This window comes from Photobacterium sp. R1, assembly GCF_054600795.1.
On record NZ_BAAHZP010000020.1, the window covers coordinates 1 to 24,421 of the forward strand.

23 protein-coding genes are annotated in these 24,421 nt (G+C 51.3%); 9 read left to right on the forward strand and 14 right to left on the reverse strand.

The features are described from left to right. Positions 1-276: 276 nt before the first annotated feature. The 6 genes from ACYP03_RS21945 to gmhB all read right to left on the reverse strand — a co-directional run bounded on the left by ACYP03_RS21945 (position 277) and on the right by gmhB (position 6,902). Positions 277-1,125, reverse strand: a complete 849-nt coding sequence (locus tag ACYP03_RS21945) for an ABC transporter ATP-binding protein (RefSeq protein ID WP_459782108.1) — start codon at positions 1,123-1,125, stop codon at positions 277-279. A gap of 36 nt (positions 1,126-1,161) precedes the next feature. Beyond that, complete coding sequence (locus tag ACYP03_RS21950) at positions 1,162-2,034, reverse strand: ABC transporter ATP-binding protein (RefSeq protein ID WP_330961757.1); 873 nt, start codon at positions 2,032-2,034, stop codon at positions 1,162-1,164. Positions 2,035-2,051: 17 nt separating this feature from the next. Then, positions 2,052-3,884: an extracellular solute-binding protein gene (locus tag ACYP03_RS21955; RefSeq protein ID WP_459782109.1), complete on the reverse strand. Its 1,833-nt coding sequence runs from the start codon at positions 3,882-3,884 to the stop codon at positions 2,052-2,054. A 28-nt stretch (positions 3,885-3,912) separates the two neighbouring features. Next, the gene (locus ACYP03_RS21960) at positions 3,913-4,956 is read right to left on the reverse strand and encodes an ABC transporter permease (RefSeq protein ID WP_459782110.1); all 1,044 of its coding nucleotides are present in this window, start codon (positions 4,954-4,956) and stop codon (positions 3,913-3,915) included. 1 nt (position 4,957) lies between these two features. Further along, entirely contained in the window at positions 4,958-5,983 is a 1,026-nt protein-coding gene (locus ACYP03_RS21965; protein ID WP_248144188.1) for an ABC transporter permease subunit, read from the reverse strand. A gap of 361 nt (positions 5,984-6,344) precedes the next feature. Continuing rightward, positions 6,345-6,902, reverse strand: a complete 558-nt coding sequence (gene gmhB / locus ACYP03_RS21970; protein ID WP_330961759.1) for a D-glycero-beta-D-manno-heptose 1,7-bisphosphate 7-phosphatase — start codon at positions 6,900-6,902, stop codon at positions 6,345-6,347. A 350-nt stretch (positions 6,903-7,252) separates the two neighbouring features. On the opposite strand from gmhB, the gene metN reads away from it, so the two are divergent. The 3 genes from metN (at position 7,253) to ACYP03_RS21985 (ending at position 9,900) form a co-directional block, all read left to right on the forward strand. Continuing rightward, complete coding sequence (metN, locus tag ACYP03_RS21975; protein ID WP_459782111.1) at positions 7,253-8,287, forward strand: methionine ABC transporter ATP-binding protein MetN; 1,035 nt, start codon at positions 7,253-7,255, stop codon at positions 8,285-8,287. After that, positions 8,277-8,963 (forward strand): methionine ABC transporter permease, encoded by a 687-nt coding sequence (locus tag ACYP03_RS21980; protein WP_248144183.1) that lies wholly within the window; start codon positions 8,277-8,279, stop codon positions 8,961-8,963. The genes metN and ACYP03_RS21980 overlap by 11 nt, the downstream gene beginning before the upstream one ends. A gap of 121 nt (positions 8,964-9,084) precedes the next feature. After that, entirely contained in the window at positions 9,085-9,900 is an 816-nt protein-coding gene (locus tag ACYP03_RS21985; RefSeq protein WP_248144181.1) for a MetQ/NlpA family lipoprotein, read from the forward strand. Between the two features lie 79 nt (positions 9,901-9,979). On the opposite strand, the gene ykgO is transcribed toward ACYP03_RS21985, so the two are convergent. Beyond that, a complete protein-coding gene (gene ykgO / locus ACYP03_RS21990) occupies positions 9,980-10,123 on the reverse strand; it encodes a type B 50S ribosomal protein L36 (RefSeq protein WP_036755872.1) in 144 nt (47 codons plus the stop codon). A 9-nt stretch (positions 10,124-10,132) separates the two neighbouring features. Next, positions 10,133-10,384, reverse strand: coding sequence for a type B 50S ribosomal protein L31 (locus ACYP03_RS21995; protein ID WP_459782112.1), 252 nt, complete (start codon positions 10,382-10,384; stop codon positions 10,133-10,135). 134 nt (positions 10,385-10,518) lie between these two features. On the opposite strand from ACYP03_RS21995, the gene tsaA reads away from it, so the two are divergent. The 6 genes from tsaA (at position 10,519) to ACYP03_RS22025 (ending at position 15,777) form a co-directional block, all read left to right on the forward strand. Then, positions 10,519-11,223: a tRNA (N6-threonylcarbamoyladenosine(37)-N6)-methyltransferase TrmO gene (gene tsaA / locus ACYP03_RS22000; protein WP_459782113.1), complete on the forward strand. Its 705-nt coding sequence runs from the start codon at positions 10,519-10,521 to the stop codon at positions 11,221-11,223. Between the two features lie 141 nt (positions 11,224-11,364). Next, positions 11,365-13,080 (forward strand): proline--tRNA ligase, encoded by a 1,716-nt coding sequence (locus ACYP03_RS22005; protein WP_459782114.1) that lies wholly within the window; start codon positions 11,365-11,367, stop codon positions 13,078-13,080. A gap of 158 nt (positions 13,081-13,238) precedes the next feature. Beyond that, on the forward strand, positions 13,239-14,363 hold the full coding sequence (locus ACYP03_RS22010) for a patatin-like phospholipase family protein (RefSeq protein WP_248144172.1): 1,125 nt from the start codon (positions 13,239-13,241) through the stop codon (positions 14,361-14,363). Between the two features lie 93 nt (positions 14,364-14,456). Continuing rightward, positions 14,457-15,311 (forward strand): GGDEF domain-containing protein, encoded by an 855-nt coding sequence (locus tag ACYP03_RS22015; RefSeq protein ID WP_459782115.1) that lies wholly within the window; start codon positions 14,457-14,459, stop codon positions 15,309-15,311. 71 nt (positions 15,312-15,382) lie between these two features. Next, positions 15,383-15,589, forward strand: coding sequence for a YaeP family protein (locus ACYP03_RS22020; protein ID WP_248144168.1), 207 nt, complete (start codon positions 15,383-15,385; stop codon positions 15,587-15,589). After that, positions 15,589-15,777, forward strand: a complete 189-nt coding sequence (locus ACYP03_RS22025) for a DUF4250 domain-containing protein (protein WP_248144166.1) — start codon at positions 15,589-15,591, stop codon at positions 15,775-15,777. The genes ACYP03_RS22020 and ACYP03_RS22025 overlap by 1 nt, the downstream gene beginning before the upstream one ends. 70 nt (positions 15,778-15,847) lie before the next feature. Here the strand turns inward: ACYP03_RS22025 and ACYP03_RS22030 are convergent, their stop codons facing one another. From ACYP03_RS22030 to rnhB, 6 genes are all read right to left on the reverse strand, one after another. Then, a complete protein-coding gene (locus ACYP03_RS22030) occupies positions 15,848-17,197 on the reverse strand; it encodes a sodium-dependent transporter (RefSeq protein WP_248144164.1) in 1,350 nt (449 codons plus the stop codon). Positions 17,198-17,362: 165 nt separating this feature from the next. After that, on the reverse strand, positions 17,363-17,674 hold the full coding sequence (locus ACYP03_RS22035) for a c-type cytochrome (protein ID WP_248144162.1): 312 nt from the start codon (positions 17,672-17,674) through the stop codon (positions 17,363-17,365). A 70-nt stretch (positions 17,675-17,744) separates the two neighbouring features. Continuing rightward, positions 17,745-19,076, reverse strand: a complete 1,332-nt coding sequence (gene tilS / locus ACYP03_RS22040) for a tRNA lysidine(34) synthetase TilS (RefSeq protein ID WP_459782118.1) — start codon at positions 19,074-19,076, stop codon at positions 17,745-17,747. Between the two features lie 155 nt (positions 19,077-19,231). Continuing rightward, the gene (gene accA, locus ACYP03_RS22045; protein WP_248144158.1) at positions 19,232-20,191 is read right to left on the reverse strand and encodes an acetyl-CoA carboxylase carboxyl transferase subunit alpha; all 960 of its coding nucleotides are present in this window, start codon (positions 20,189-20,191) and stop codon (positions 19,232-19,234) included. Between the two features lie 57 nt (positions 20,192-20,248). Beyond that, positions 20,249-23,728 carry a DNA polymerase III subunit alpha gene (dnaE, locus tag ACYP03_RS22050; RefSeq protein ID WP_459782119.1) on the reverse strand — a complete coding sequence of 1,160 codons (3,480 nt, stop codon included), beginning with the start codon at positions 23,726-23,728 and terminating at the stop codon, positions 20,249-20,251. 85 nt (positions 23,729-23,813) lie between these two features. After that, positions 23,814-24,419, reverse strand: a complete 606-nt coding sequence (gene rnhB, locus ACYP03_RS22055) for a ribonuclease HII (RefSeq protein WP_459782120.1) — start codon at positions 24,417-24,419, stop codon at positions 23,814-23,816. Positions 24,420-24,421: the final 2 nt, after the last annotated feature.

Genomic DNA, 24,421 nt, shown 5'->3' on the forward strand with positions numbered 1-24,421 from the left:
GATTACTGATAAATTGACTGTGCCGAAGTTCTTAAAGAACTTTCGATTGGTCACTCAGTTCACTGATAAAATCTTTTGACTGTATCATTGTCGAGTGCCCACACAGATTGCATGGTCAAATTGTTAAAGAACTTTGCTATCCCGTTGAACCGTTTGGTTTATCGTGACAACGGAGGCGCATTATAGAGACCTCCTCAGAGAGCGCAATAGTTTTTTTGAATTTTATTTTCAAAAGGTCAACATTTAAACAAAAAGAGATAAACAAGTTCGATTTGATTATTTTGAGACCGATTTCAAGGCTATTTTCGGGGTTGATTGGATGATGTCCTGTCGCTGCCGGGGATGCGTAATCGGAATCGCAGATAATAATGTCTTGGTATATTCCGCCTGAGGTGATGAATAGATCTGTTCTGCCGAGCCAATCTCGACAATCTTTCCGTAATACATCACCGCGACCCGATCGGATACATGTTTCACCACGGATAAATCATGCGAGATGAAAATCACGGAAAGATCCATTTCCTGTTGCAAGGACAGCAGCAAATTCAGGATTTGTGCCTGCACTGAAACATCCAACGCAGAAACAGATTCATCACAGATAAGTAGTTTGGGTTTTAATGCGATGGCCCGGGCAATCCCAATCCGCTGACGCTGGCCGCCGGAGAACTCATGCGGATAGCGATTGACAGCCGAAGCCGGTAAGTCCACTTTCTGTAGTAACTCCAGGACCCACTTTTTACGCTCAGCCGCACGACCAATCTGATGGATGATGAAAGGCTCCTCAAGAATCATGCCGATGGTGTGTCGCTGATTCAGGGATTCCAGCGGGTCCTGAAAAACGATTTGCATGTCTTTTCGTAATGGCCGCATCTGACGCGGTGAGAAATCCGTAATATCTTGCCCTTCAAAGATGATACGGCCGTCTGTTGGCTCAAACAGTTTGAGAATGCTTCGGCCTAAAGTGCTCTTGCCGCAGCCAGACTCCCCCACCAGCCCGAGCGTTTCCCCTCTGGCTAATGAGAAAGACACACCATCAACCGCTTTGATGGTATAGCCCTTCTTAAAAATCCCCTTCCCAGAGATAAAATGCTGTTTGAGGTTATCGATACGAAGAATTTCATCCATTGAACTGCACCTGATGTTGGCAACAATGACGGTCTGTCATGACTTCCTGAACTCCGGAAACAATGTCGGGTCTATCGGTTCAAACGGGATCATCTGCTTGCCGGGTCTGTTTAAATCAGGCATCAATCCCAACAAACGCTTGGTATATGGATGCTGCGGATGATCAAACAACTCAAAAACGTCGGCGGTTTCCAGCACTTTGCCCCCATACATAACGGCAACATCGTCGCAAATCTCAGCGACGACACCTAAATCATGGGTAATGAAGATCATGGCCATGCCCGTTTCTTCCTGAAGTGCTTTCATCAGTCTCAGGATTTCAGCCTGAATGGTGACATCCAGCGCAGTGGTTGGCTCATCACAGATCAGAATATCCGGCTGACAGGCCAGCGCCATTGCAATCATCACCCTTTGCCGCATCCCTCCGGACAAATGATGCGGATACTCATAGAGCCGCTTTTCGGCCATCGGGATACGTACCTTTTTCAGCATTTCCAGCGAGTAAAGGCTGCGTTCCTTTTTCTTCAGCTCCGGCCGGTGCAGTTCCAGCACTTCGTTCAACTGCTTTCCAATGGTATGGACCGGATTGAGCGCGGTCATGGGATCCTGAAAAATCATCGAAATGCGATCCCCCCGCATCGCGTACATTTCTCTGGCCGACAGCCGGAGTAAGTCTGTATTCCGGTAAAGTACCTTTCCCCGGGTCACCCGCCCATAGGGCTGCGGAAGCAGCCCCATAATTGACATCGCCGTCACACTCTTTCCTGAACCCGATTCCCCGACCAAACCCAGGGTACGGCCCTTTTTGACATCAAACGAGACACCGTGCAGCACTTTCACAATACCGTCATCGGTACTGAATTCCGTCTCCAGATCCCGGACTTGCAGAATCAGTTCTTCATTCGCCATACAACACGCCACTCCGCTCAGAGCTTGTATTCCTCTTCAACTATGGTCACCGGCTCAAAATGCCGGCCTGATTTCATGGCCGCTTTGGTTTCCTTTTTACGCGATTCATCAATCCAGAAGGTACCAAAATCCTGGAAAGTGCCGGACGGAAAAAGAAATTCGGTTAATTTGGTCATGGCAGGTTTGGGGATCTGCAACCAGCGCCAGTAAGCCTCCCGGGCATAAGGACGCATGTAACCCGGAACAATCACGCTGGCATCAGCAATAATCGACTGAATCTGCCTGGCTTCAGCTTTCTTCTTCTCCAGATCAAACTCAGAGCGGTACGCCAAGATCAGCCGGTCAAGCTCCGGCGTGCTGTAGTTGGTGAAGTTGTTGTTTTGCGGTTTATTGGCATTGGCTGAATAAAAATACTCCCAGTACTGGGGAATTTCGCTGGTTCCCATATTATGGAATGACAATTCATGCTTCTTCTCAAGGACATACTTGAACGCAGATGAGCCATCGACCAAATTCAGGGTAAACTCCAGACCGGCCAGTTTTGCCTGTTCTTTCAGGTAAGCAATCTGAGGAGTGAGGTAGCCATAACTGTAAGTGATCGCAAAAGACAGCCGCTGTCCTTGCTGATTCACCCGAATCCCATCCGGGCCAATCTGGCTGAATCCCGCTTTTTCAAAATGCTGGATTGCAAGCTCGGGATTAAACGGCGGCGCCTTGATATCGGTATTGGTGTAATCACCATGTCCGACCCCCATAGGATTCGGTTTCCGGATCACATCACCGCGCAGCACTTTGTCAATCAGGCCGTCAAAGTCACTGGCCAGCGCAATCCCCTGACGGACGTCTAGGTTATCCAGCAGCGGCTTGGCCGTGTTGATCCAAAGTCCTCCGGCTCCCATTGGGGTCTGGTTGTATCCCCAGAACTTGTGAATATAGCCATTTTCAAAGTTCGGTGTTTGCGCTTTCTCTCGCCAGAGCTCCGGCGTGTCCAGCCAGAAAGAATCCAGATCCCCTTTTTCAAAATGCTGACGGGCAATGTCTTTGTCGCGAATAACTTTGATACGGATTTTTTCCACATTATAGCGATGCTGGTAATAAGGATTGGTATACCCCCACCAGTCTTTCCCGACATGTTTGAAGGAAATAGATTTTCCTTTTTTGATCTCATCAACGTAATAAGGTCCGGCAGACGGCTCCGGCTTGAAGTTGTAATAGCGGACAAAATTGTCCTGAATGCCGTCGTTATTTTTATCGGTTTTGGGCTGATAGAAATGTGCCGGGATAGGTCTCAGATTGGCATAAAGCATCAGTTCTTCAGCATTACGCTTTTCAGCCGACACCACGGCAAATGTCAGGTCATCGTACTTAATCACGTCCTCTATCTGCTGGTTGTAAAAGGTATTGTACCAGGGGGCAACAATATCTTTGGAACGCATGAAGGTCAGCACAAAGGTAAAGTCGTCGGCAGTAATCGGTTTCCCATCGGACCATTTCGCATTGGGATTGATCCGGAAATACACGGTCTTATCATCATCGCCATACGCCCATTCGGAGGCAATATCCGGGATCCACGCATAGGTATTGGGGTGACGGGTGACCGCAGCCGGGCGACTGTCTAGCAGCCATGACCTGAATCGTCCGTTGGAATCCGGACCGACCGTACGGAACGTTTGCGGGAAACTCTCGATGTAGGTATGAAATGTCCCGCCAAACTTTGCTTGCGGAGAAGCAAACAGCGGTTCATGCAGATTCGATTGCCATTTCAGCCCCGCAGGTAACTCAGCAGCGGTCAGCAACGGGCAGCCCAGAGTCATGGCGAGAAATGCGGATATGCTCAGCGTCTTTTTCATCATACGTCCTTGTTGTATGGCTACTCTGTTAACTATAACGGGTAAATTTCTTAGGATCGAAAGCAGCCCTGACACTTTCACCGATGAACGTCACCATCACCAGGACAGCCACTATAGCCGTGACGACCGTCGTCACTATCCAGGGTGCATCCAGGTTCGATTTTCCCTGCTGCAATAAATCTCCCCAGCTCGGTGTCGGCGGCATCAGGCCCAGACCGAGATAATCCAACGCCGTCAGAGCCGTAATATTGGCCGCAATAGTAAAAGGCGCCAGTGTCACAATCATCACCATCACATTCGGCAAAATATGCGCATAAAGGATGCGCCAGTTCGATGCGCCTATCGCCCTGGCTGCCATCACGTAATCTCTGGCAACTTCCTTGTAAGTCATTGTTCGCATATACCAGGTCATTCCCATCCAGCCAAACAGCACATTGATAGCAACGAATAAGGTAAAAGACGGCTGGGTAATCGACACCAGAATCATGATGACGTAAAGGAAAGGTACCATCGACCAGACTTCGATAAAGCGTTGCACCAGCAAATCAAACTTGCCGCCCCAAAACCCCATCGCACAGCCGACCATGGTTCCGATAGCGTAGGAAATCGCCATCGTCAGCAAGGCAAACCCCATGGTAATGCGAAAGCCGTATACAAGCCGGGCCAGAATATCCCGCCCGATGGTATCAGTTCCCAGATAATGCCGAGATTCTGCATCCGGTGCCGTCGGAGGAAAATCGCCACTGAAATCCTGCTCCAGCGGATTCCAGGGCACCAGCGGCATGATGACGTAGTCGCCTTGTCCTGCTTCTGTAAATCGTTGCTTTAAGTCCCGGTACTGGGCTTCGCTCTGATAGTCTTCACCAAAGATTGTCCCGGGCAGCACATCACTCATGACAGGGAAAAAATAGGCCCCCTGATACTTCACAACCAAGGCCTTGCTGTTAATCAGAAACTCAGCAAATAATGAAAGCACCAACAAAGTCGAGAGGATCACCAAAGACCAGTAGCCACGCCGGATCTCTTTAAATCGTTTGATTTTTTTCTGGGTTAATGGGCTCAGCGACAACATATCAGGCTCCGAATCTCACACGAGGATCCACCAGCGCAACACAAATATCCGAAATAATATTGCCCAGCATTAATAAAACGGCATTGATCGCAACGATCCCCATCACAACCGGATAGTCCCGTTCCATAATTGATTCATATCCTAATAAGCCAACGCCATCGATATTAAAAATAACTTCGATCAGAAACGATCCGGTCATGAAAAAGAGCAGCGAGTTCCCGAAATGACTGGCAATGGGGATCAGACTGTTTCGCAACGCATGCCGACGGACCGCCTGAGAAAATGGCAGCCCTTTTGCGATGGCTGTCCGGATATAGTCAGCCGATAACGTCTCCATCATATTATTTTTCATAGTCATCGTGAGGGTGGCAAAATCACCAATGAGGTAACAAATTAAAGGTAAACACGCATGCCAGAAAATATCTTTGATTTGCAGCCAGACGCTTTCGTAGTCCTCAAATTCGTCACTGACAAAACCGCCCATGGGGAACCATTCCAGCTGATAACTGAAAAACGTGATCAACAGGACACCAATCACATACCCCGGAAGCGCGTAACCGATAAAGATAAGAATCGAAGATGCCGAGTCAAAATGACTACCGTGTTTCAGCGCTTTGTAGTAACCCAATGGGATGGAGATAAAGTAACTGAGGAAGAACGTTACTCCGCCGTAAAACAAAGAAATCGGCAGGCGTTCCATAATCATGTCCCAGACCGGTTCGTAGTAACGGGTTGATAAACCGAAGTCCAGTTGCACCAGTTTTGTCAGCCACTCACTGTAGGCTTCAAAAACCGGTTTATCCAGCCCGTAGAAAGCATTCAGTTCTGCCAGTTGCTCTTCAGAAAGCGCATTACTCTCCCCGGCCATGGACGGTGACGATGACATCCCTTGCTGGGCCTGAATATTCGCCAGCATCCGCTCGACGGGTCCGCCCGGCACAAACCGGGTCAGCGTAAAGATCAGTACAGTTATCCCGATAAAAGTAGGGACCACTAACGCCAAGCGGCGCAAAAAATACGACAACATCCGCTTCCATGACTCCCTGTCATTGCCACAATTCCTTTCAATCGCAGTATAGCACCAGTCCAAATTTGCTATCCGTCAGACGAGAGCAATCCAATCGCCTCTTTCACCAAACGGAATGTTCAACTTAATCTCATTAATGTTATGAATCAACAATCAAAATCAGCACCTCCCCGGATCATTCAGGTTGAGACAGATGAATAACGTCGGTTCAGTAGAACCGACAATACAAAACATGAAAGCTCAGACTGAATGGTTCTGTTCAAATACTCTGAAGCTATTTCACTGGTTCGATTGCCGCCGATTCCGAGACATAAAAAAAGCAGGCCGTTGGCCTGCTCAGAAAAATGCATCACGAACTTGTTTATTTCACAGACGCCAGCCATTTCGGCACATCAGCAACACTATCCAGCACCACAGTGGCCAGCGCTTCTCCGGCTTCAGTCACCGGCTTACCGGTACGGACCAGAATCTTCGTGCCGACCTCTGCCGCTTCAGCCGCTTTCATGTCATCGGTTTTATCACCGATCATGACTGAACGCGCCATATCAATCTTCAGAAAATCGCGGGCAGAGATAAACATTCCCGGTTTCGGTTTGCGGCAATTACAGTCCTGCAGGTAATCACCCTGCCCCTCACTCGGATGATGCGGGCAATAATAAATTCCGTCAAACTCCACACCATTATCGACAAAGTTCCAGTCCATCCACTCTGTCAGACTCAGAAATTCATCTTCCGTGTACATCCCTTTGGCAATACCAGCCTGATTGGTCACCAGTACCAGAAGATATCCCATTTCTTTGAGCTGCTTACAGGCGTCAAACACACCTTCAATATATTCAAAGTCATCCACGGTATGAACATAACCATGATCAACATTAATCACGCCATCACGATCGATAAACACAGCAGGCTTAGCCAAGCGACCACCTAAATCTCGAAACCAAAATTGACTAAATTATGGCATGGCTGCCAGCCGGATTCATCTCTTAATCCGCATCAGGACACAAACCGGTTTCGCGAACAGATTTCAGCTCAACGTCTGAAAAACCTCATTTGGACGTCTAGACGTAAAAATATCTATTGACTTAGCCATCTAGACACCCTAGCATCAGGCAACAGAAGGCACGGAAAAAATCCGCGAACACAAACAAATAACAAGGTCATGCGCCAATTCAGCATACAAAATCACTAAAACAGGCGAAGTAATGACCGCAACGCTATGCTGGATACACATTTTCTGGCACGTCAAAAGTAGTAGCAGGACACAGAATGATAGAAATCAACAGGGTCAATAAAGTCTTCAAGGTCGGGGATAAAGACATCCACGCCCTGCGCGATATCAATCTCAGTATCGGGGAAGGAACCATTTTCGGCGTGATCGGTGCGTCCGGTGCCGGTAAAAGTACTCTGATCCGTTGCGTCAATTTGCTGGAAAAGCCAACTTCCGGCCATGTGATTGTCGACGGAGTCGACCTGACACAACTCTCCAGCCAGGAACTGACGCTGGCCCGCCGTAAAATCGGCATGATTTTCCAGCATTTCAATCTATTGTCTTCGCGGACTGTTTTTGACAACGTGGCTCTGCCACTGGAGCTGTCCGGCACAGATAAAACCGAAATCCAACGAAAAGTCTCCGAACTGCTGCAACTGGTTGGCCTGGCCGACAAACACCATGCTTATCCGTCGAATCTGAGCGGCGGTCAGAAACAGCGTGTGGCGATTGCGCGGGCACTGGCTTCAGACCCGAAAGTCCTGCTGTGTGATGAAGCCACCAGCGCATTGGACCCGGCCACCACCCAATCAATTCTGGAACTGCTGAAAGAAATCAACAGCAAACTGAACCTGACCATTTTGCTGATCACCCATGAAATGGATGTGGTGAAAAGCATCTGCTCTGAAGTGGCCATTATTGGTCAGGGCGAATTGGTTGAAAAAGGCCCGGTCGGCGATATTTTCGCTCATCCGAAAACAGAACTGGCACGTGAGTTCATTCGCGCAACCCTGGATCTTTCCATTCCGGAAGACTATCAAGCACGACTGGAGAGCACCCGCACGGAAAGCAACTATCCGCTGATTCGCCTTGAATTTACCGGCGCCTCCGTGGATGCCCCCCTGCTCAGCCAGGTGTCACGCCAGTTTGGTATTGATGCCAACATTCTGAGTGCCGACATGGACTACGCCGGCGGCGTGAAGTTTGGCTTGATGCTGGCAGAATTTTTCGGAACAGAGGAAGCGACACAACAAGCCATCGCTTTCCTTCGCGAACATAAAGTTAATGTAGAGGTGCTGGGTTATGTTGCTTGATTCTATCGCCGCCTGGTGGCAAACCAACGAACGTCTGGTCGGTCTTTTAACGGAAGCTCTGGGTGAAACCCTGATGATGGTGTTTGCCTCCGGTGTGATTGGCTTCGCGATTGGTATTCCGCTGGGTGTTGCCCTGCATCTGACCAAACCCAAAGGTCTGATGGCAAATCCAGGCCTGAACAAAGCCTTGGGCACGGTCGTCAATATTGGCCGCTCGATCCCGTTTATTATCCTGCTGGTTGCTATTATCCCCTTTACCCGCTTTGTGGTGGGCAGCTCAATCGGCACCGCTGCGGCAATCGTCCCGTTGACCGTCGGCGCAATTCCTTTCATTGCCCGCCTGGTTGAAGGCGCGCTGCTGGAGGTACCGAGCGGGCTGGTTGAAGCTGCGCAAGCCATGGGCGCCACCCCGACCCAGATTATCCGCAAGGTGCTGCTGCCGGAAGCCCTGCCGGGCATTATCAACGCAGTCACCATTACGCTGGTCACGCTGGTGAGTTATTCGGCCATGGCCGGTACCGTCGGCGGCGGCGGTCTGGGCGATGTCGGTATCCGTTACGGTTATCAGCGCTTTGACGGCACCGTCATGATGATTACCGTGGTCATGCTGGTGATTCTGGTCCAGTTGATTCAGTCTGCAGGTGACCATCTGGTCCGCCGCGTCGACCACAGATAAGTTAACGAGAACAAGACAGAAAACTCACATTCGCCGGACATCATATTCAGGCGATACCGATAAGTTAGTGAAATACAACGACAACAAAGTACAGGGATACCCTGAACATAGGAGATGTACAATGGCACTGAATATTAAACACTTCTTCGCAGTGGCGGGACTTGCTTCAGCTCTGGCTCTGACGGGCTGCGGAGAAAAAGAAGCCGCAGTAGACAACAGCAAAATCAAAGTCGGTGTGATGGCCGGTTCTGAAGCACAGGTTGCTGAAGTTGCCGCTAAAGAAGCCAAAGACAAATATGGTCTGGATGTTGAGCTGATCACTTTCACTGACTACGTATCGCCAAACGCAGCACTGGAAGAAGGTTCCATTGATGTGAATGCATTCCAGCATAAACCTTATCTGGATCAGCAGGTCAAAGACCGCGGTTACAAGTTCGCCGTTGCCGGTAACACCTTTGTTTACCCAATCGCAGCCTATTCAAGCAAAATCGCATCAATTGATGAGCTGCAGGACGGTGACCAGATTGCCGTGCCAAACGATCCGACAAACCTCGGCCGTTCCCTGCTGCTGCTGCAACAACAAGGTCTGATCAAACTGAAAGAAGGTGCTGGCCTGACCGCAACCGTACTGGATATTGTTGAGAATCCGAAGAATCTGGAAATTGTGGAACTGGAAGCGCCTCAGCTGCCGCGTTCTCTGGACGACGTCAAACTGGCGATTATCAATAACACCTATGCCAGCACAATTGATCTGACGCCGGAGCATGACGGCATCTTCGTGGAAGATAAAGAGTCACCATATGTAAACCTGATTGTGGCGCGTGAAAACAACGTGAATGCAGAAAACGTGAAAACGTTCGTGAAAGCATACCAGTCAGATGCGGTGAACGATGCAGCCATGAAAATCTTCAAAGGCGGTGTGGTGAAAGGCTGGTAATCCACCTGACACTATATTCCCTTTCAACATCAGAAAGCCCCTTCCAGGGGCTTTCTTTTTATCGCTTACTTTGTATCAATTACTTTTTCTTTTTCACCTTTCCCTGCACCGCTTTCAGGCGCGGATTCGATTTACAAATCACATAGATCCGGCCTCGGCGTTTCACCACCTGACAATCCCGATGACGTTGCTTGGCACTCTTTAATGAACTTAATACCTGCATGAGTTTTCCTTATTTGCTGAATGCCGCAAAGCGACGCTGATAGTTCGCCATCCGGCCTTCCGATTGAATAATACGCTGCTTCCCGGTGTAAAACGGATGTGATTCAGAAGAGATGTCCAGTAAAAAGTACGGGTACTCTTTCCCATCTTTCCACCGGATCGTCTTGTCTGTTTTCAGGGTGGATCCAATCACGAAATACTGATCCACGCTGGTGTCGTGAAATACCACTTTCCGGTATTCAGGATGAATGTCTGGTTTCATAAAGCCCCCTCAATCAAATGTTACATTATAACATAACATTTGATATTCGTTCTCAACAAGCATTTTTTCTTCGGGCTTTGCGGCAGGCTCTTATGTTATGGTCTGCGGGATCTTTTACTCAGCCTGAAAACACCATGACAGAGACATTCCAGCTACAGCCCGTTGGCATCATTCATTCTCCCTACAAAGAAAAATTTGCCGTTCCGCGCCAGCCCGGACTGGTTCCCAGTGCCAGAGCGACATTGGCCCTGTGTGGCGATGCAAACAGTCCTGAATCAGTCCGGGGTATAGAACAGTTCAGTCACCTGTGGTTATTGTTTTTGTTTGATCAGAACCTGTCGGCAGGATGGCGGCCGACGGTGAGACCTCCCCGGCTGGGCGGAAACGAACGCATTGGCGTATTTGCGAGCCGGTCGACTTTTCGTCCGAACGGGATTGGGATGTCCGCCATTCAGCTGTTGGGAGTCCGTCAGGAAAACGGGCAGGTTTTACTGGATCTGACCGGCGTCGATTTAGTCGATGGTACGCCCGTGATTGATATCAAACCTTATATTCCATATTCAGACAGCCTGCCTGATGCTCTCGGCGGTTTTGCTGCGGAAACGCCCGCTTTGCTGCCCGTTGAGTTCTCCGCGGCAGCCTTGTCAAAGCTCAGCGGCAACGATGCGGCATATCACCGGGCCGTAATTGAAGAAGTGCTAGCACAGGATCCCCGTCCGGCATACAAAAAAGGCAAACAAGACGACAGACTGTATGGCGTCCTGCTGTTCAGCTACAACGTTCAGTTCCGGTTTGAAGGAAATCAAGTCCGGGTCGAAGATTTGGCATCGCCCGAATAATCACACCATACTTACCCTATTTTCCGGTGACTGACGTCACCGGAAAGCCAATAAGCGTCGGGTTCCCTTTGGCGAAAGGCCGATACGCTGCTAATATACTGCTTCCAAATCAATCCTCATAATTACCAACGGATACCATCAATGCGTACCAGTAAATATCTTCTTTCTACTTTGAAGGAGACTCCAAACGACGCAGAAGTGATCAGCCACCAGCTGATGCTGCGTGCAGGTATGATCCGTAAGCTGGCCTCAGGTTTGTACACCTGGCTGCCTACTGGTCTGCGCGTTCTGCGTAAGGTCGAAAATATTGTTCGGGAAGAAATGAACAAAGCCGGTGCAGTCGAAACGCTGATGCCTGTCGTTCAGCCATCTGAACTGTGGCAGGAAACAGGCCGCTGGGACAAATTTGGTCCTGAGCTGCTGCGTATCGCTGACCGTCACGACCGACCGTTTGTACTGGGCCCGACCCATGAAGAAGTCATCACTGATATGGTGCGCAACGAGGTCAAATCTTACAAACAGCTGCCGCTGAACCTGTATCAGATTCAGACCAAATTCCGTGATGAAGTTCGTCCGCGCTTTGGTGTCATGCGCTCCCGTGAGTTCATCATGAAAGATGCTTACTCTTTCCATCTGGATAAAGAGAGTCTGCAGGAAACCTACCAGGACATGTACCAGGCGTACAGCAATGTCTTCAGCCGTATGGGTCTGGACTTCCGCGCAGTACTGGCAGACACCGGTTCAATCGGTGGCAGCGGCTCGCACGAATTCCACGTTCTGGCGGAAAGCGGTGAAGACCTGATTGCCTTCTCGACCGAGTCAGAATACGCAGCGAACATCGAGAAAGCCGAAGCGCTGGCACCAACCACTGAGCGTGCTGAGCCAACGGAAGAGATGAAGCTGGTTGAGACGCCAAACGCGAAAACCATCGCTGAGCTGGTCGAACAATTTGGCCTGCCAATCGAAAAAACAGTGAAGACATTATTTGTGAAAGCTTCTGAGGAAGCTGATGCTGAGCTGATCGCCCTGATCGTCCGCGGCGACCACGAGCTGAACGAAGTCAAAGCTGAGAACCTGGACTGTGTGGCCAAGCCACTGGAATTCGCGAGCGAAGAAGAAATCCGTGCGGTTGTAAACGCAGGTCCTGGCTCTCTGGGCCCTGTCGGCCTGAGCATTCCGTTCATCGTTGATCGCAGCGTTGCAGTGATGAGCGATTTCGGTGCCGGTGCGAACGTAGATGACAAGCACTACTTTGGGATCAACTGGGGCCGTGACGTCGAACTGGGCCGTGTCGAAGATCTGCGTAATGTGATTGAAGGCGACCCAAGCCCATGTGGTCAAGGTACCATCATGCTCAAGCGTGGTATTGAAGTCGGCCACATCTTCCAGCTGGGCACCAACTATTCTGCCTCAATGGGTGCAACAGTTCTGGATGCCAACGGCAAACAAGCCGTGATGGAAATGGGATGCTACGGTATCGGCTGTACGCGTGTTGTCGCAGCAGCTATCGAGCAGAACAACGATGAAAACGGCATCATCTGGCCAGACGCTATTGCACCGTTCCAGGTTGCGATTGTACCAATGAACATGCATAAGTCTGAAGAAGTTCAGCAGGCAGCAGAGAAGCTGTACGCCGATCTGACGGCTGCCGGTATTGAAGTCCTGTTCGACGATCGTAAAGAACGTCCGGGTGTCATGTTCGCGGATATGGAACTGATCGGTGTCCCGCACACCGTGGTGATTGGTGACCGCAGCCTGAAAAACGGTGAGGTGGAATACAAAGACCGCCTTACCGGTAACAAAGAACCTGTTGCAGCAGACAGCATTGCGGATTTCATTAAGCAAAAGCTGGCATAATTGCCGAAACAATTCTTTCAAGCCTCCTTCGGGAGGCTTTTTCGTATCTGTGCCACAGAAATTCAGTCTAAGATAGGCATAAACTGAGTCTTATCATCAGACTAGACGCCACCAAAGTCTGCGATTTCTGTTTTTACCATTGGAGTGGAAGTGCAAGTATGGGCAAGGAAAAGCCAAAAATCAGTCTCCTGCTTTCCGGCGGCGGTGCCCGGGCTGCCTATCAGGTAGGTGTGCTGAAAGCGATTTCCGAATGGTATCCGAGGAACCACCACAGCCCATTTGACATTTATTGCGGCACATCAGCAGGAGCGATCAATGCGACAGCAATCGCCTGCTATGCGTCCTGTTTTCGCCTGGGTGTCAAAAAGCTCGAATGGATATGGGCAAGACTCCACAGCCGTCGTGTATTCCGCTCCAGCACTGTCGGGATAACACAACACTTATTCCACCAGCTGCTTGCCCGACTGCAGGCGCCTTATCATCCCAGACCGCCGTTTGGGCTGCTGGATAACCGGCCTTTGCGTCAGCTGCTGAATCAGGCAAACAATTATGCCCGCCTGGAGCAACAGATCCTGGCGGGTAACCTTCACGGTATTTCCGTGACGACGTCCAGTTACAAAAGCGGAAAAACAATCAGCTTTTTTCAGGGCCAGCAAAGTATCGAGCCCTGGACGCATTCGACATCGAAAGGACGCCGGTCACTGATCACGACTGAGCACCTGCTGGCATCATCGGCGATCCCTTTTGTCTTTCCGGCCAGCCGGATTGGTCAGGCTTATTATGGTGACGGCTCGATCCATCAGCTGACACCGCTGCGCCCGTCGATGAAAATGGGGGCAGATAAAATCCTGATCATTGATTTGATCAACCAGCGGCTCAAACCCAGAGATCCCACTCAGGCTCCCGGTTTAGGCATGCTGACCGGCCACCTGATGGACACCATCTTCAGCGATACCATGGCCGCCGAACTGGAGCATTTGGAAAATACCAATCTTCTGCTCCACAAACTGCCTGAGGAGGAACGCAAAAACATGGCCACCAAGGCAGTCGAAACCCTGCACCTGTTCCCCAGCCAGTCTTTTGAACCGCTGGCTCAGGCGTTCTATCATCATATGCCACTGGCGGCGAGAAGCCTGATGAGGCTGTTAGGGATCAGTCCAAAAGACGATTCCGCACTGACCAGTTACATCCTTTTTGAGCCGAATTATATTCACGCGCTGATTCATTTGGGCTATGTGGATGCGCAGGAACGGGAAGGTGAGCTACGTTCGTTTTTAGAATAAAAACAATGAGAGATTTTCATTTTGTTCCATTTTCTATTGATCTGGTTCTAAAATCTCCTATATTAAAACCCTTACTAATCAACAACATTAACCATGGATCCGATTATCTGGCAAAAATCGCTGGCTGATTCTTCACCAACCCGAGCCAAACCACTGGGGGCTGATCAGCGCTTGCTGATCCTGCAAAAATTGCAGGGGAAACCAGAATTGTCAGTCTTGCTGGAAGTCTTTGCCATGGAAGTGGAAAAGCAAATTGACGTCAGCCGGATGCTCTGGCGTCAGGACACCACGACCACCCTCGTTCGCCATGGTCCCTCAACCGACAACCGCCAGTGCTTTATCCTTCGCTATGCGGATCAGCCGCTGGGAGAGCTCCAGTATGATACGCCTTATGCGCTGGATCAGGATGAAGTCAATTTGCTTCACACCTATCACAGACTGCTGGCCGGTCCGCTGTTCAGCGCAATGGAATATCGCCGGGTCAAAGAAATGGCGATGCGGGATCATTTGTCCGGCCTGCGAAACCGCAGTTGTCTGGATCAGGACATCCTCCATGCCATTGCCATGAGTGAACGCCGTCAGGTGGGTCTGGTTTTGCTGTTGTTTGATCTGGATAACTTCAAGCAAGTGAATGACAAATACGGTCATCTCGATGGTGATAATGTGATTCGCCGTTTTGCTTCTATTCTGAAACATTCCGTTCGTACTTCCGATCGCTGTTACCGGATGGGGGGAGATGAGTTTGTTCTGCTGCTGCAACCCGCTTCGGAGCAGTCTGCCCATAAAGTCATTCAGCGGGTGATGACCCGGATGACACGCGACCATACACTTCGCAGTCTGGAGATCGGTACCTCCATTGGTGCCAGCCAGTATCACCAGGGTGACTCTCCGACCAGCCTGCTGGAACGTGCAGACAAAGCCCTGTATCAGCACAAACGCTCGAAATAGCCTCTCGATCTCCCCTATCGTTCGCGGTAAGCTCAAAACTCTTTTTCTTTTGTCGTCAATCAGGAGACACCATGAAAGTCGCCGACTGTTGCGAGCTTGTTCGTCAAAGTTACAGCCAAATCGGCAGCGGAGATCAGGGCTATATCCCCGCTGCAATCGCCTGTGCCGTTCGTGCTTTAAATGACATCGCCGCCAATCCGGAATTGCCAGTCCAGGTTCGAGAGCAAGCAGCCTTTGCTGCGGCCAACCTGCTGATCAGTGACCACGAGGACAACTGATGGATTTGAAAAAATTTGAAACCATGGATCCAGTGATGCTGATGAGCATTGTGAATATGAAGATTCGTGATGAATTCGGGGATTTAGAAGCATTAACGCGATTCTATGAAATTGACCAGGCTGTACTGGTCGCCAGACTGGCAGCGGCCGGTTTCGATTATCTGCCGGAAGCCAAGCAATTCCGCTAAGGCTTATCGGGCATAAAAAACGGAAAGCACCCGCTTTCCGTTTTTTTGATGATTCATGACGATGTATCGCTTAACTGAAGGAAGAGACCAGCACCGTTGCCACCAGCACCGGACAGACAAACTTCACATACAGCGGCCAGATTTTCCAGAACAGTGACTGCTCCAGTTCCGGATTACCGGCACTCAGTTCTTTCAGCTTACTGTGCCGTGACCATACCCAACCGCCAAACAATGTGAACAACAGTGCCGCAAACGGCTGGAAGTATTGTGTGGCGACCGTTGCGACCAGGCCAAACAGCTCACCGAAGTTAAAAATAATTACTGCACTGAAGATCGCGATTACACCACCCAGCACCCAACTGGTCGATTTACGGCCGGTGTCGAAGCGCTCACTCACCAACGCAACCGGACATTCCAGCATAGAAATCGATGAGGTCAGGGCCGCAATGGTCATCAGCACAAAGAACACCAGCGCAATCAGCTGACCGGCAAAGCCCAGGCTGTCAAACAGCATTGGCAACACAGTAAAGACCAGGGTATCTGAGCTCAGCAGTGAGCCGTCATCTGCATAGATGGCCACACCTTTTTGCATGGCTACAAACATGGCAGGCAGCACCACCAGACCGGCGATAAATGCCACCGCAGTATCAACCAGCGTCACACTCAGCGCCATTTTCGGCAGGCTTTCTTTCTTGCTCAGGTAAGAGCCGTAAATCAGCATTGAGCAGCCACCAATGGTCAGGGAGAAAAAGCCCTGTCCCATCGCGGCAAGCAACAACTTGGGTTCCAGTACTTTACTGAAATCCGGGATCAGATAATGCTTCAGACCTTCCATCGCGCCGTCTTGGGTCATGATATAAGCAAACAGCAGCAAGAAGAGCACAAACAGCGCCGGCATCAGTCGGGTCGACCACTTCTCGATCCCCTCTTTGACCCCGCTCTGTACGATCAGAATGGTCAGCAGATAAAAGATTGCCGCACCGAACAGGTTACGAGAAACCGAAAAGCCTTTTAACCAGGCCGTCAGATCCGTCAGACCAAAAATATCCGTCACTGCAGCCATCATGAACGTCACCAGCCAGCCGGCCACGATGCTGTAGAACGCCAGTACCAGACAAGGCACCATCAGGCCAATCCAGCCGACCAATGCACCGGTGCGTTTCGCTACCGGGTTATCACTCAGATGGCGCATACTGTCGACCGGGTTTGCCTGCCCGTGGCGACCAATGGCCATTTCCACAATCAGCATCGGGAAGGCAACCACCAGGATCATCAGCAAATAGACCAGCAGGAAAGCGCCACCACCATTGCTGGCAGCCTGGGTCGGAAACCCCCAGATATTCCCTAGTCCAACCGCAGCACCTGCCGCAGCCAGAATAAAGCCCATCCGTGAGCCAAAATGTTCTCGCGTTCCTGCCATGATTCACAACCTCAATGTATCAGCGGACTAGTACAATATATTTAATCAAGGTCATTATCAATGCCAGCGTAACCAACTGGATAAATATTAATCAGGCAGAGAAATGTTCATACAATATATCGACAGATAAAAAAATATCCGCCCTCAGGCGGATATCCGTACGGCTTATTTCATCTGGGAGAAATATGCAGCGACATTCTCCATATCCGTGTCGCTCAGCATTGCCGCCTGGGGCTGCATCACCATGGCATTCCCGCCGTTACGATCTTTGTTCTTATACGCTTTCAGTGCATTGACAATATACTGTGCATTCTGGCCTTTCAGATTCGGATAGCCGGGAATCACCGCGATACCATTCGCGCCATGACAAGCGGCACAAATTGCAGCTTTGGCTTTTCCGGCCTCGGCATCACCCGCTGCCATTGCCGGCAGGGAAAAGAACGTCGCGATGAGTGTCAGCGTCAGTGCTTTTTTCATAGGATCCTCATTTTTCTAGTTTTATCGACATTTAAACACTGACTGACTATCTACATTCCTGCCCCCGATGTCAGTGTAGGGGATCACACTTCCAGACCAACCGGCATGCATCGCCTTCAAACCCTTTCACCACGAACAAACCAGCCACAGCTGCCAGCTGCTCACCGTAGAACAGCAATGGGGTCTGTCGCCGCCGCCAGCTCGGAACGCCATACTCCTGAAACAGTTTTTTCAGTTTGCGGCGACCAGCCCGGTCGACAGGGTGCGCGCTCAGACCGCCGGGATCAAACCCCACCCAAATGTGTTCATCCGGTTTGGGTAACCGCATGGCCTCACCCGATTGCTGCCCGGTTTCCGGACCATCCGCGGAAAGTGTCAGGCTTCCCAAGGACGACGGCAACAGACAGGACTGATTCAGCACCATGTCCGCTCGCCACTGGCTGATATCCGGCAGCGGCCGAATCGCACACAGCTGCTGCTGGTAACGGCGGAGATCATAACCATTCAGGGATACACAAGGATTCGCGTCTTCACGGGCAAGACAGACACTTTGCCAGACCTGCACCAGTTGTGCCTTTGTCGGCAACGGCAACCCTTGCTGCTGCAACCACAGACGGATCAGAGCCCTCCCCTGAACCTCATCCTGCAATCCCGCCAGATTCAGACTGCCGTCCGGTAAACGGTGCTGGCTGAGCTTATCCGCCAGCAGTCCTTCCAGCAGCGCCTGCTGCTCTCCGCACAGCGCCGCACTGCGGGTCGCTGACTGCCGCAGTCCCGGCCAGCGCGAAGTCAGCAGTGGGAGAATATCCTGACGCAGGAAATTACGGTCAAAACGGGTGTCTTGATTACTTTCATCCTCGACCCAGCACAGATTGTTCGCCCGCGCATACGCTTCCAGCGTCGCCCGACTGGTATCCAGCAATGGCCGCAAATGAATCCCCCCGGCAAACGCCTTACGTACCGGCATTGCAGCTAGCCCGGCCGGCCCGCTGCCACGCTTCAGCGCCAGTAAAATGGTTTCCAGTTGATCGTCAGCATGCTGGGCCGTCAGTAAATACGTCCCCTGCGCCATGTATTGAGCCAGCGCCTGATAGCGGGCATCTCTGGCCGCCTGTTCAAGACTGATCCGGCTCCCGGTCTGTACGCTCACGCTTTCAGCCTGAAAAGGAATACCATCCTGCTTCGCCCATGCCTCACACTGTGCCATCCAGTGGTCTGCATTCGGACTGAGGCCATGATGGACATGCACCGCTGTCACCGGATATTCAGGAAAATCACGGACAAACCGGCTTAACAGATGCAACAGCACCCGGGAGTCAAGGCCGCCGCTGAACGCCAGGACGAGTGGCGCAGGTTCAGGACATAAACGTCGTAATGTGTCGGCAAATTGATTCAACAGCATGGGATTCCGTGGGACTGTACAGGATGGATAATTCAACACTCTTATCTTATCGCAGGGTAACCCGAGATGGTAACCGCGCGACATGCAGAGAAGCCCGAAAACAAAACGGGCCGCACTTGGCGACCCGTTTTCCTGGTATTCAATTGAATCGATAATCAGCAGTAACCGTAGCCCAGCAGACGCTGATAACGACGCTCCAGCAGGCTCTCTTCGTCCATTGCTTCCAGTTCGTCCAGCGTCTTCAGCAACTGCTGCTTGATGCTGGCAGCCATCGCCGTAACATCGCGGTGTGCACCACCCAGTGGCTCACCAATAATGTTATCGATCAGACCCAGTTCTTTCAGACGCTCTGCTGTCATACCCATCGCTTCAGCTGCCTGAGGGGCTTTGTCAGAATCACGCCACAGAATGGATGCACAGCCTTCCGGAGAAATAACAGAATAAGTTGAGTACTGCAGCATGTTGACACAGTCACCCACGCCAATGGCCAGCGCGCCACCGGAACCGCCTTCACCGACCACATTACAAATCACAGGAACCGTCAGGCCCGCCATAACTTTCAGGTTCATCGCGATGGCTTCAGACTGGCCGCGTTCTTCAGCACCAACACCCGGGTACGCACCCGCAGTATCAATGAAGGTAATGATTGGCATACGGAAACGCTCGGCCATACGCATCAGGCGCAGGGCTTTACGGTAACCTTCTGGCTTTGGCATCCCAAAGTTACGCAGTACTTTTTCGCGGGTTTCACGGCCTTTCTGATGACCGATTACCATCACCGGGCGGCCATCCAGACGAGCAATACCACCAACCAGCGCTTTATCGTCCGCAAAAGCACGGTCACCTGCCAGCGGGTCGAACTCAGTAAAAATATGCTCGACATAATCCAGCGTGTAAGGGCGCTGCGGGTGACGGGCCAGTTGGGCAACTTGCCATGCACCCAGATCACCAAAAATTTTCTTGGTCAGTTCCAGGCTTTTTTGCTCAAGCTGAGAAATTTCTTTGTCCAGATCCACCGAGGCCGATTTGTCACGGTGTGACACATCGCGCAATGCTTCAATTTTGGCTTCTAGTTCGGCAATCGGTTGTTCAAAATCCAGGAAGTTCAGGCTCATACGACTTGTAATCCTTTGTCCATGTTAAGCGACCTGCCATTACAGGTGCCGGACGCATTAATTAAACTCAAATTCGACTTGCTGCTCGCCCAATAGCACTTTGAGATCAGTGATGAGATCATCATTCGGCGTAATCCGCCACTCCGTGCCCAGGGTAATTTTAGCGCGCGCATTCGAACGCTGATAATAAATATTCACCGGGACAGTACCTGCCCGGTGCGGTTCCAGCGCTTTGCTGAAACGCTCAAAAAATGTGTGATCAATTTGCCTTTCAGTCAGCGAGATGGCAAGACCCCGCAGATGCTTTTCTCGAGCTTCAGAGATATCAAGGACTTCACGTGCGGACATTTTAAGGCCGCCATTAAAATCATCAAAGCTGACCTGTCCGGAAACAACCAGAATCCGGTCTTTTTCAATCAAATCGAGATATCGATCCAAAGCCTCGGAGAACAGCATCACCTCCATCCGGCCCGATCGGTCATCCAGTGTCAGCACGCCAATACGTGTGCCACGTTTGGTTGTCATCACCCGGGCCGCAATGACCAGCCCGGCAACCGTCACCACTTTATCCCGCCCCGTCGGATGAGCATCTTTCAGCCGCCAGGTGACATAATGCTTCAGTTCACGAACATAACTGTTAATCGGGTGGCCGGTCAGATAGAGTCCCAGCGTATCCCGCTCCCCTTCCAGCCAGATTTTCTCCGGCCATTCAGGAATATTGGCATAAGCTTTTTCGACCTCTTCCGGTGCAGCGGTCAGTACACCAAACATGTCGGCCTGACCAAAAGCTTCGGCCTGATGGTGCTGACCTGCCGCTTTCAGCGCATCATCCAGCGTTGCCATCATGGCAGCACGGTTCGGTCCCAAACGGTCCATCGCCCCGGCCTTAATCAGCCGTTCCAAGACCCGCTTGTTCACTTTCTTGGTGTCTATTCTGGCACAGAAATCAAACAGATCTTTAAAATGTCCGTCTTTTTCACGCGCCGCAATAATATTTTCAATCGGGCCTTCACCCACGCCCTTAATGGCGCCGATGCCATAAACAATCGCACCCTCTTCATCAACCGTAAAACGGTACAGCCCCTTATTCACATCCGGCGGCAACATTTTGAGGTTCATGCGCTGGCATTCTTCCACCAGCCCGACCACTTTGTCGGTATTATCCATATCCGCGGTCATGACCGCCGCCATGAACTCTGCCGGAAAGTGGGCTTTCAGCCACAGGGTCTGATACGAAACCAACGCATAAGCTGCTGAGTGCGATTTGTTGAAGCCGTAACCGGCGAATTTCTCCACCAGGTCGAAGATCTTCATTGCCAGTTCGCCGTCAACGCCGTTGTTGACCGAGCCCTCTTCAAACGTGGCCCGCTGTTTGGCCATCTCTTCCGGTTTTTTCTTACCCATCGCCCGGCGCAACAGGTCCGCGCCACCCAGGCTGTAACCCGCCAGAACCTGGGCAATCTGCATGACCTGCTCCTGATACAGGATGATGCCGTAGGTCGGTTCCAGAATTTCTTTCAGCGATTCGTGCTGATAGGTCGCATCCGGGTATGAAATCTCTTCACGACCGTGCTTCCGGTCGATGAAGTTATCTACCATGCCTGATTGCAGCGGTCCCGGACGGAACAGCGCCACCAGTGCGATCATGTCTTCGAAACAGTCCGGCTGCAGCCGCTTGATCAGATCTTTCATCCCGCGGGATTCGAGCTGGAATACCGCTGTAGATTCTGAGCGCTGAAGCATGGCAAAGGACTTGGCATCGTCCATCGGAATCGCGGCGATATTGACCGGCGGTTTGCCCAGCTTTTCGAGACGCGGGTTAATCATCCCCAGCGCCCAGTCAATGATGGTCAGTGTCCGCAGACCCAGGAAGTCGAACTTCACCAGACCCGCAGTTTCCACATCATTCTTATCAAACTGAGTCACCGGATGGTGACCTTCCGAATCACAGTACAGCGGAGCGAAATCGGTGATCGTCGTGGGTGAAATCACCACACCACCCGCGTGCTTACCGGCGTTCCGGGTTACCCCTTCCAGCACCCGGCACATATCAATCAGTTCTTTGACTTCTTCGTCCGATTCATAGACTTCGCCAAGCTGCGGCTCGGCATCAAAGGCCTTCGCCAGCGTCATGCCCGGCTCAGCCGGGACCAGTTTGGAGATCCGGTCGACAAAGCCATACGGATGCCCCAGGACCCGGCCCACGTCCCGAATCACCGCTTTCGCAGCCATGGTACCGAACGTGATGATCTGGGACACGGCATCCCGGCCATACATCTCGGCTACGTGATCAATCACCTGATCCCGCTTGTCCATACAGAAGTCGATATCGAAATCGGGCATGGAAACCCGTTCCGGGTTCAGGAATCGTTCGAACAGCAGGTCAAATTCCAGCGGGTCCAAATCAGTGATATCCAGTGCATAAGCCACCAGAGAACCGGCACCAGACCCCCGCCCGGGACCCACCGGCACGCCGTTCTCTTTTGACCACTGAATAAATTCCATCACGATCAGGAAGTAACCGGGGAATCCCATCTGGTTGATCACTTCCAGTTCGATGTCCAGACGCTCGTCGTACTCAGGGCGGCGCTGCTTGCGGACTTCTTCATCCGGAAACAGAAATTCAAGACGTCGCTCCAAACCTTCCTTGGATTTCAGGACCAGGAAGTCTTCCGTCGTCATATCACCGGTCGGGAAGTTCGGCAGGAAGTATTCGCCCAGACGGACCGTCACATTACAGCGCTTGGCAATCTCAACGGAGTTTTCGAGTGCTTCCGGGATGTCAGCAAAGAGCGCGCACATCTCGTCCTCACTGCGCAGATATTGCTGAGCACTGTAGTTTTTCGGGCGGCGGGGATCGACCAGCGTATAGCCGTCATGGATACACACCCGGATTTCATGAGCATCAAACTGTTCCGGACTGATAAAACGCACATCGTTGGTCGCCACCACAGGCAGCTCAGCCTCTGCGGCCAGCTCAACCGCGAAGTGCAGGTAAGCTTCCTCATCCGGACGGCCGGTTCGGACCAGCTCCAGATAATAACAATCCGGGAAATACGTTTTGTAGAAGGTGACACAGCGTTCAACAGCCGCCTTGTTGCCTTTGAGCAACGCCTGACCGAGATCACCACCCTTCCCGCCAGACAACAGGATCAGCCCTTGCTTGTGCTCAATCAGCCAGTCCCGGTCAATCACCGGCATATGCTGAACATGACCACGCTGATAAGCTTTCGAGATCAGCAGAGTCAGATTTTTATAGCCATCATTATCGGTCGCCAGAATGGTCAAATCCGTCAGATCATCGCCATTCTCATCACTGCGCACTTTAAAATCAGCACCAATGATCGGTTTGATTCCGGCACCATGCGCCGCAAAGTAGAATTTCACCAGACCACAAAGGTTCGTGAAATCCGTCAGGGCCATTGCCGGCATACCCAGCTCTGCTACTTTTTTGACCAGTGGCGGGACCTTACTCAGGCCATCGACCATCGAAAAGTCACTGTGGATGCGCAGGTGTATAAAGCGTGGTTCTGCCATGATGATGTCGTCAATTCAGCCGTTAAGACACAAACAGAGGTTGAGTCTAAAATGATTTCCCGGCAACGCAAGTACCGGGAAACTGTTACTTCAAATTTTGTGCAATTCGCTCTCGAACTGGCTTAAAACTTTTCCGGTGCTCATCAATCGCACCGAACGCCTCCAGCGCAGCAAAGTGCGCTTTCGTCGGATAGCCTTTGTGCTGAGCGAAGCCATAAACCGGGTAGCGGGCATCCAGTTCGACCATTTCCTGATCGCGGGTCACTTTAGCCAGAATCGACGCAGCGCTGATTTCAGCCACCCGCAAGTCACCTTTCACCACCGCCTGAGCTGGCATTGGCAGCTGCGGGACCTTGTTCCCGTCAATCAGGACAAAGCCAGGCTCAACAGACAGTCCGGCGACCGCACGCTGCATGGCAACCATCGTCGCCTGCAGAATATTGAGCTCATCGATCTCTGACGGCTCGCAGCGGCCCAGTGACCAGCTCAGTGCTTTTTCTTTGATTTCATCAAACAAAGCCAGGCGTTTTTTCTCGCTGAGCTTTTTGGAGTCCGTCAGCCCTTCAATGGGATTGGCCGGATCGAGAATCACCGCGGCGGTAACAACCGCACCGACCAGAGGGCCGCGACCGACTTCATCGACACCGGCAATCAATGGAGCATCAGGGTAAATAAAAGGTTCGTATTGCATGA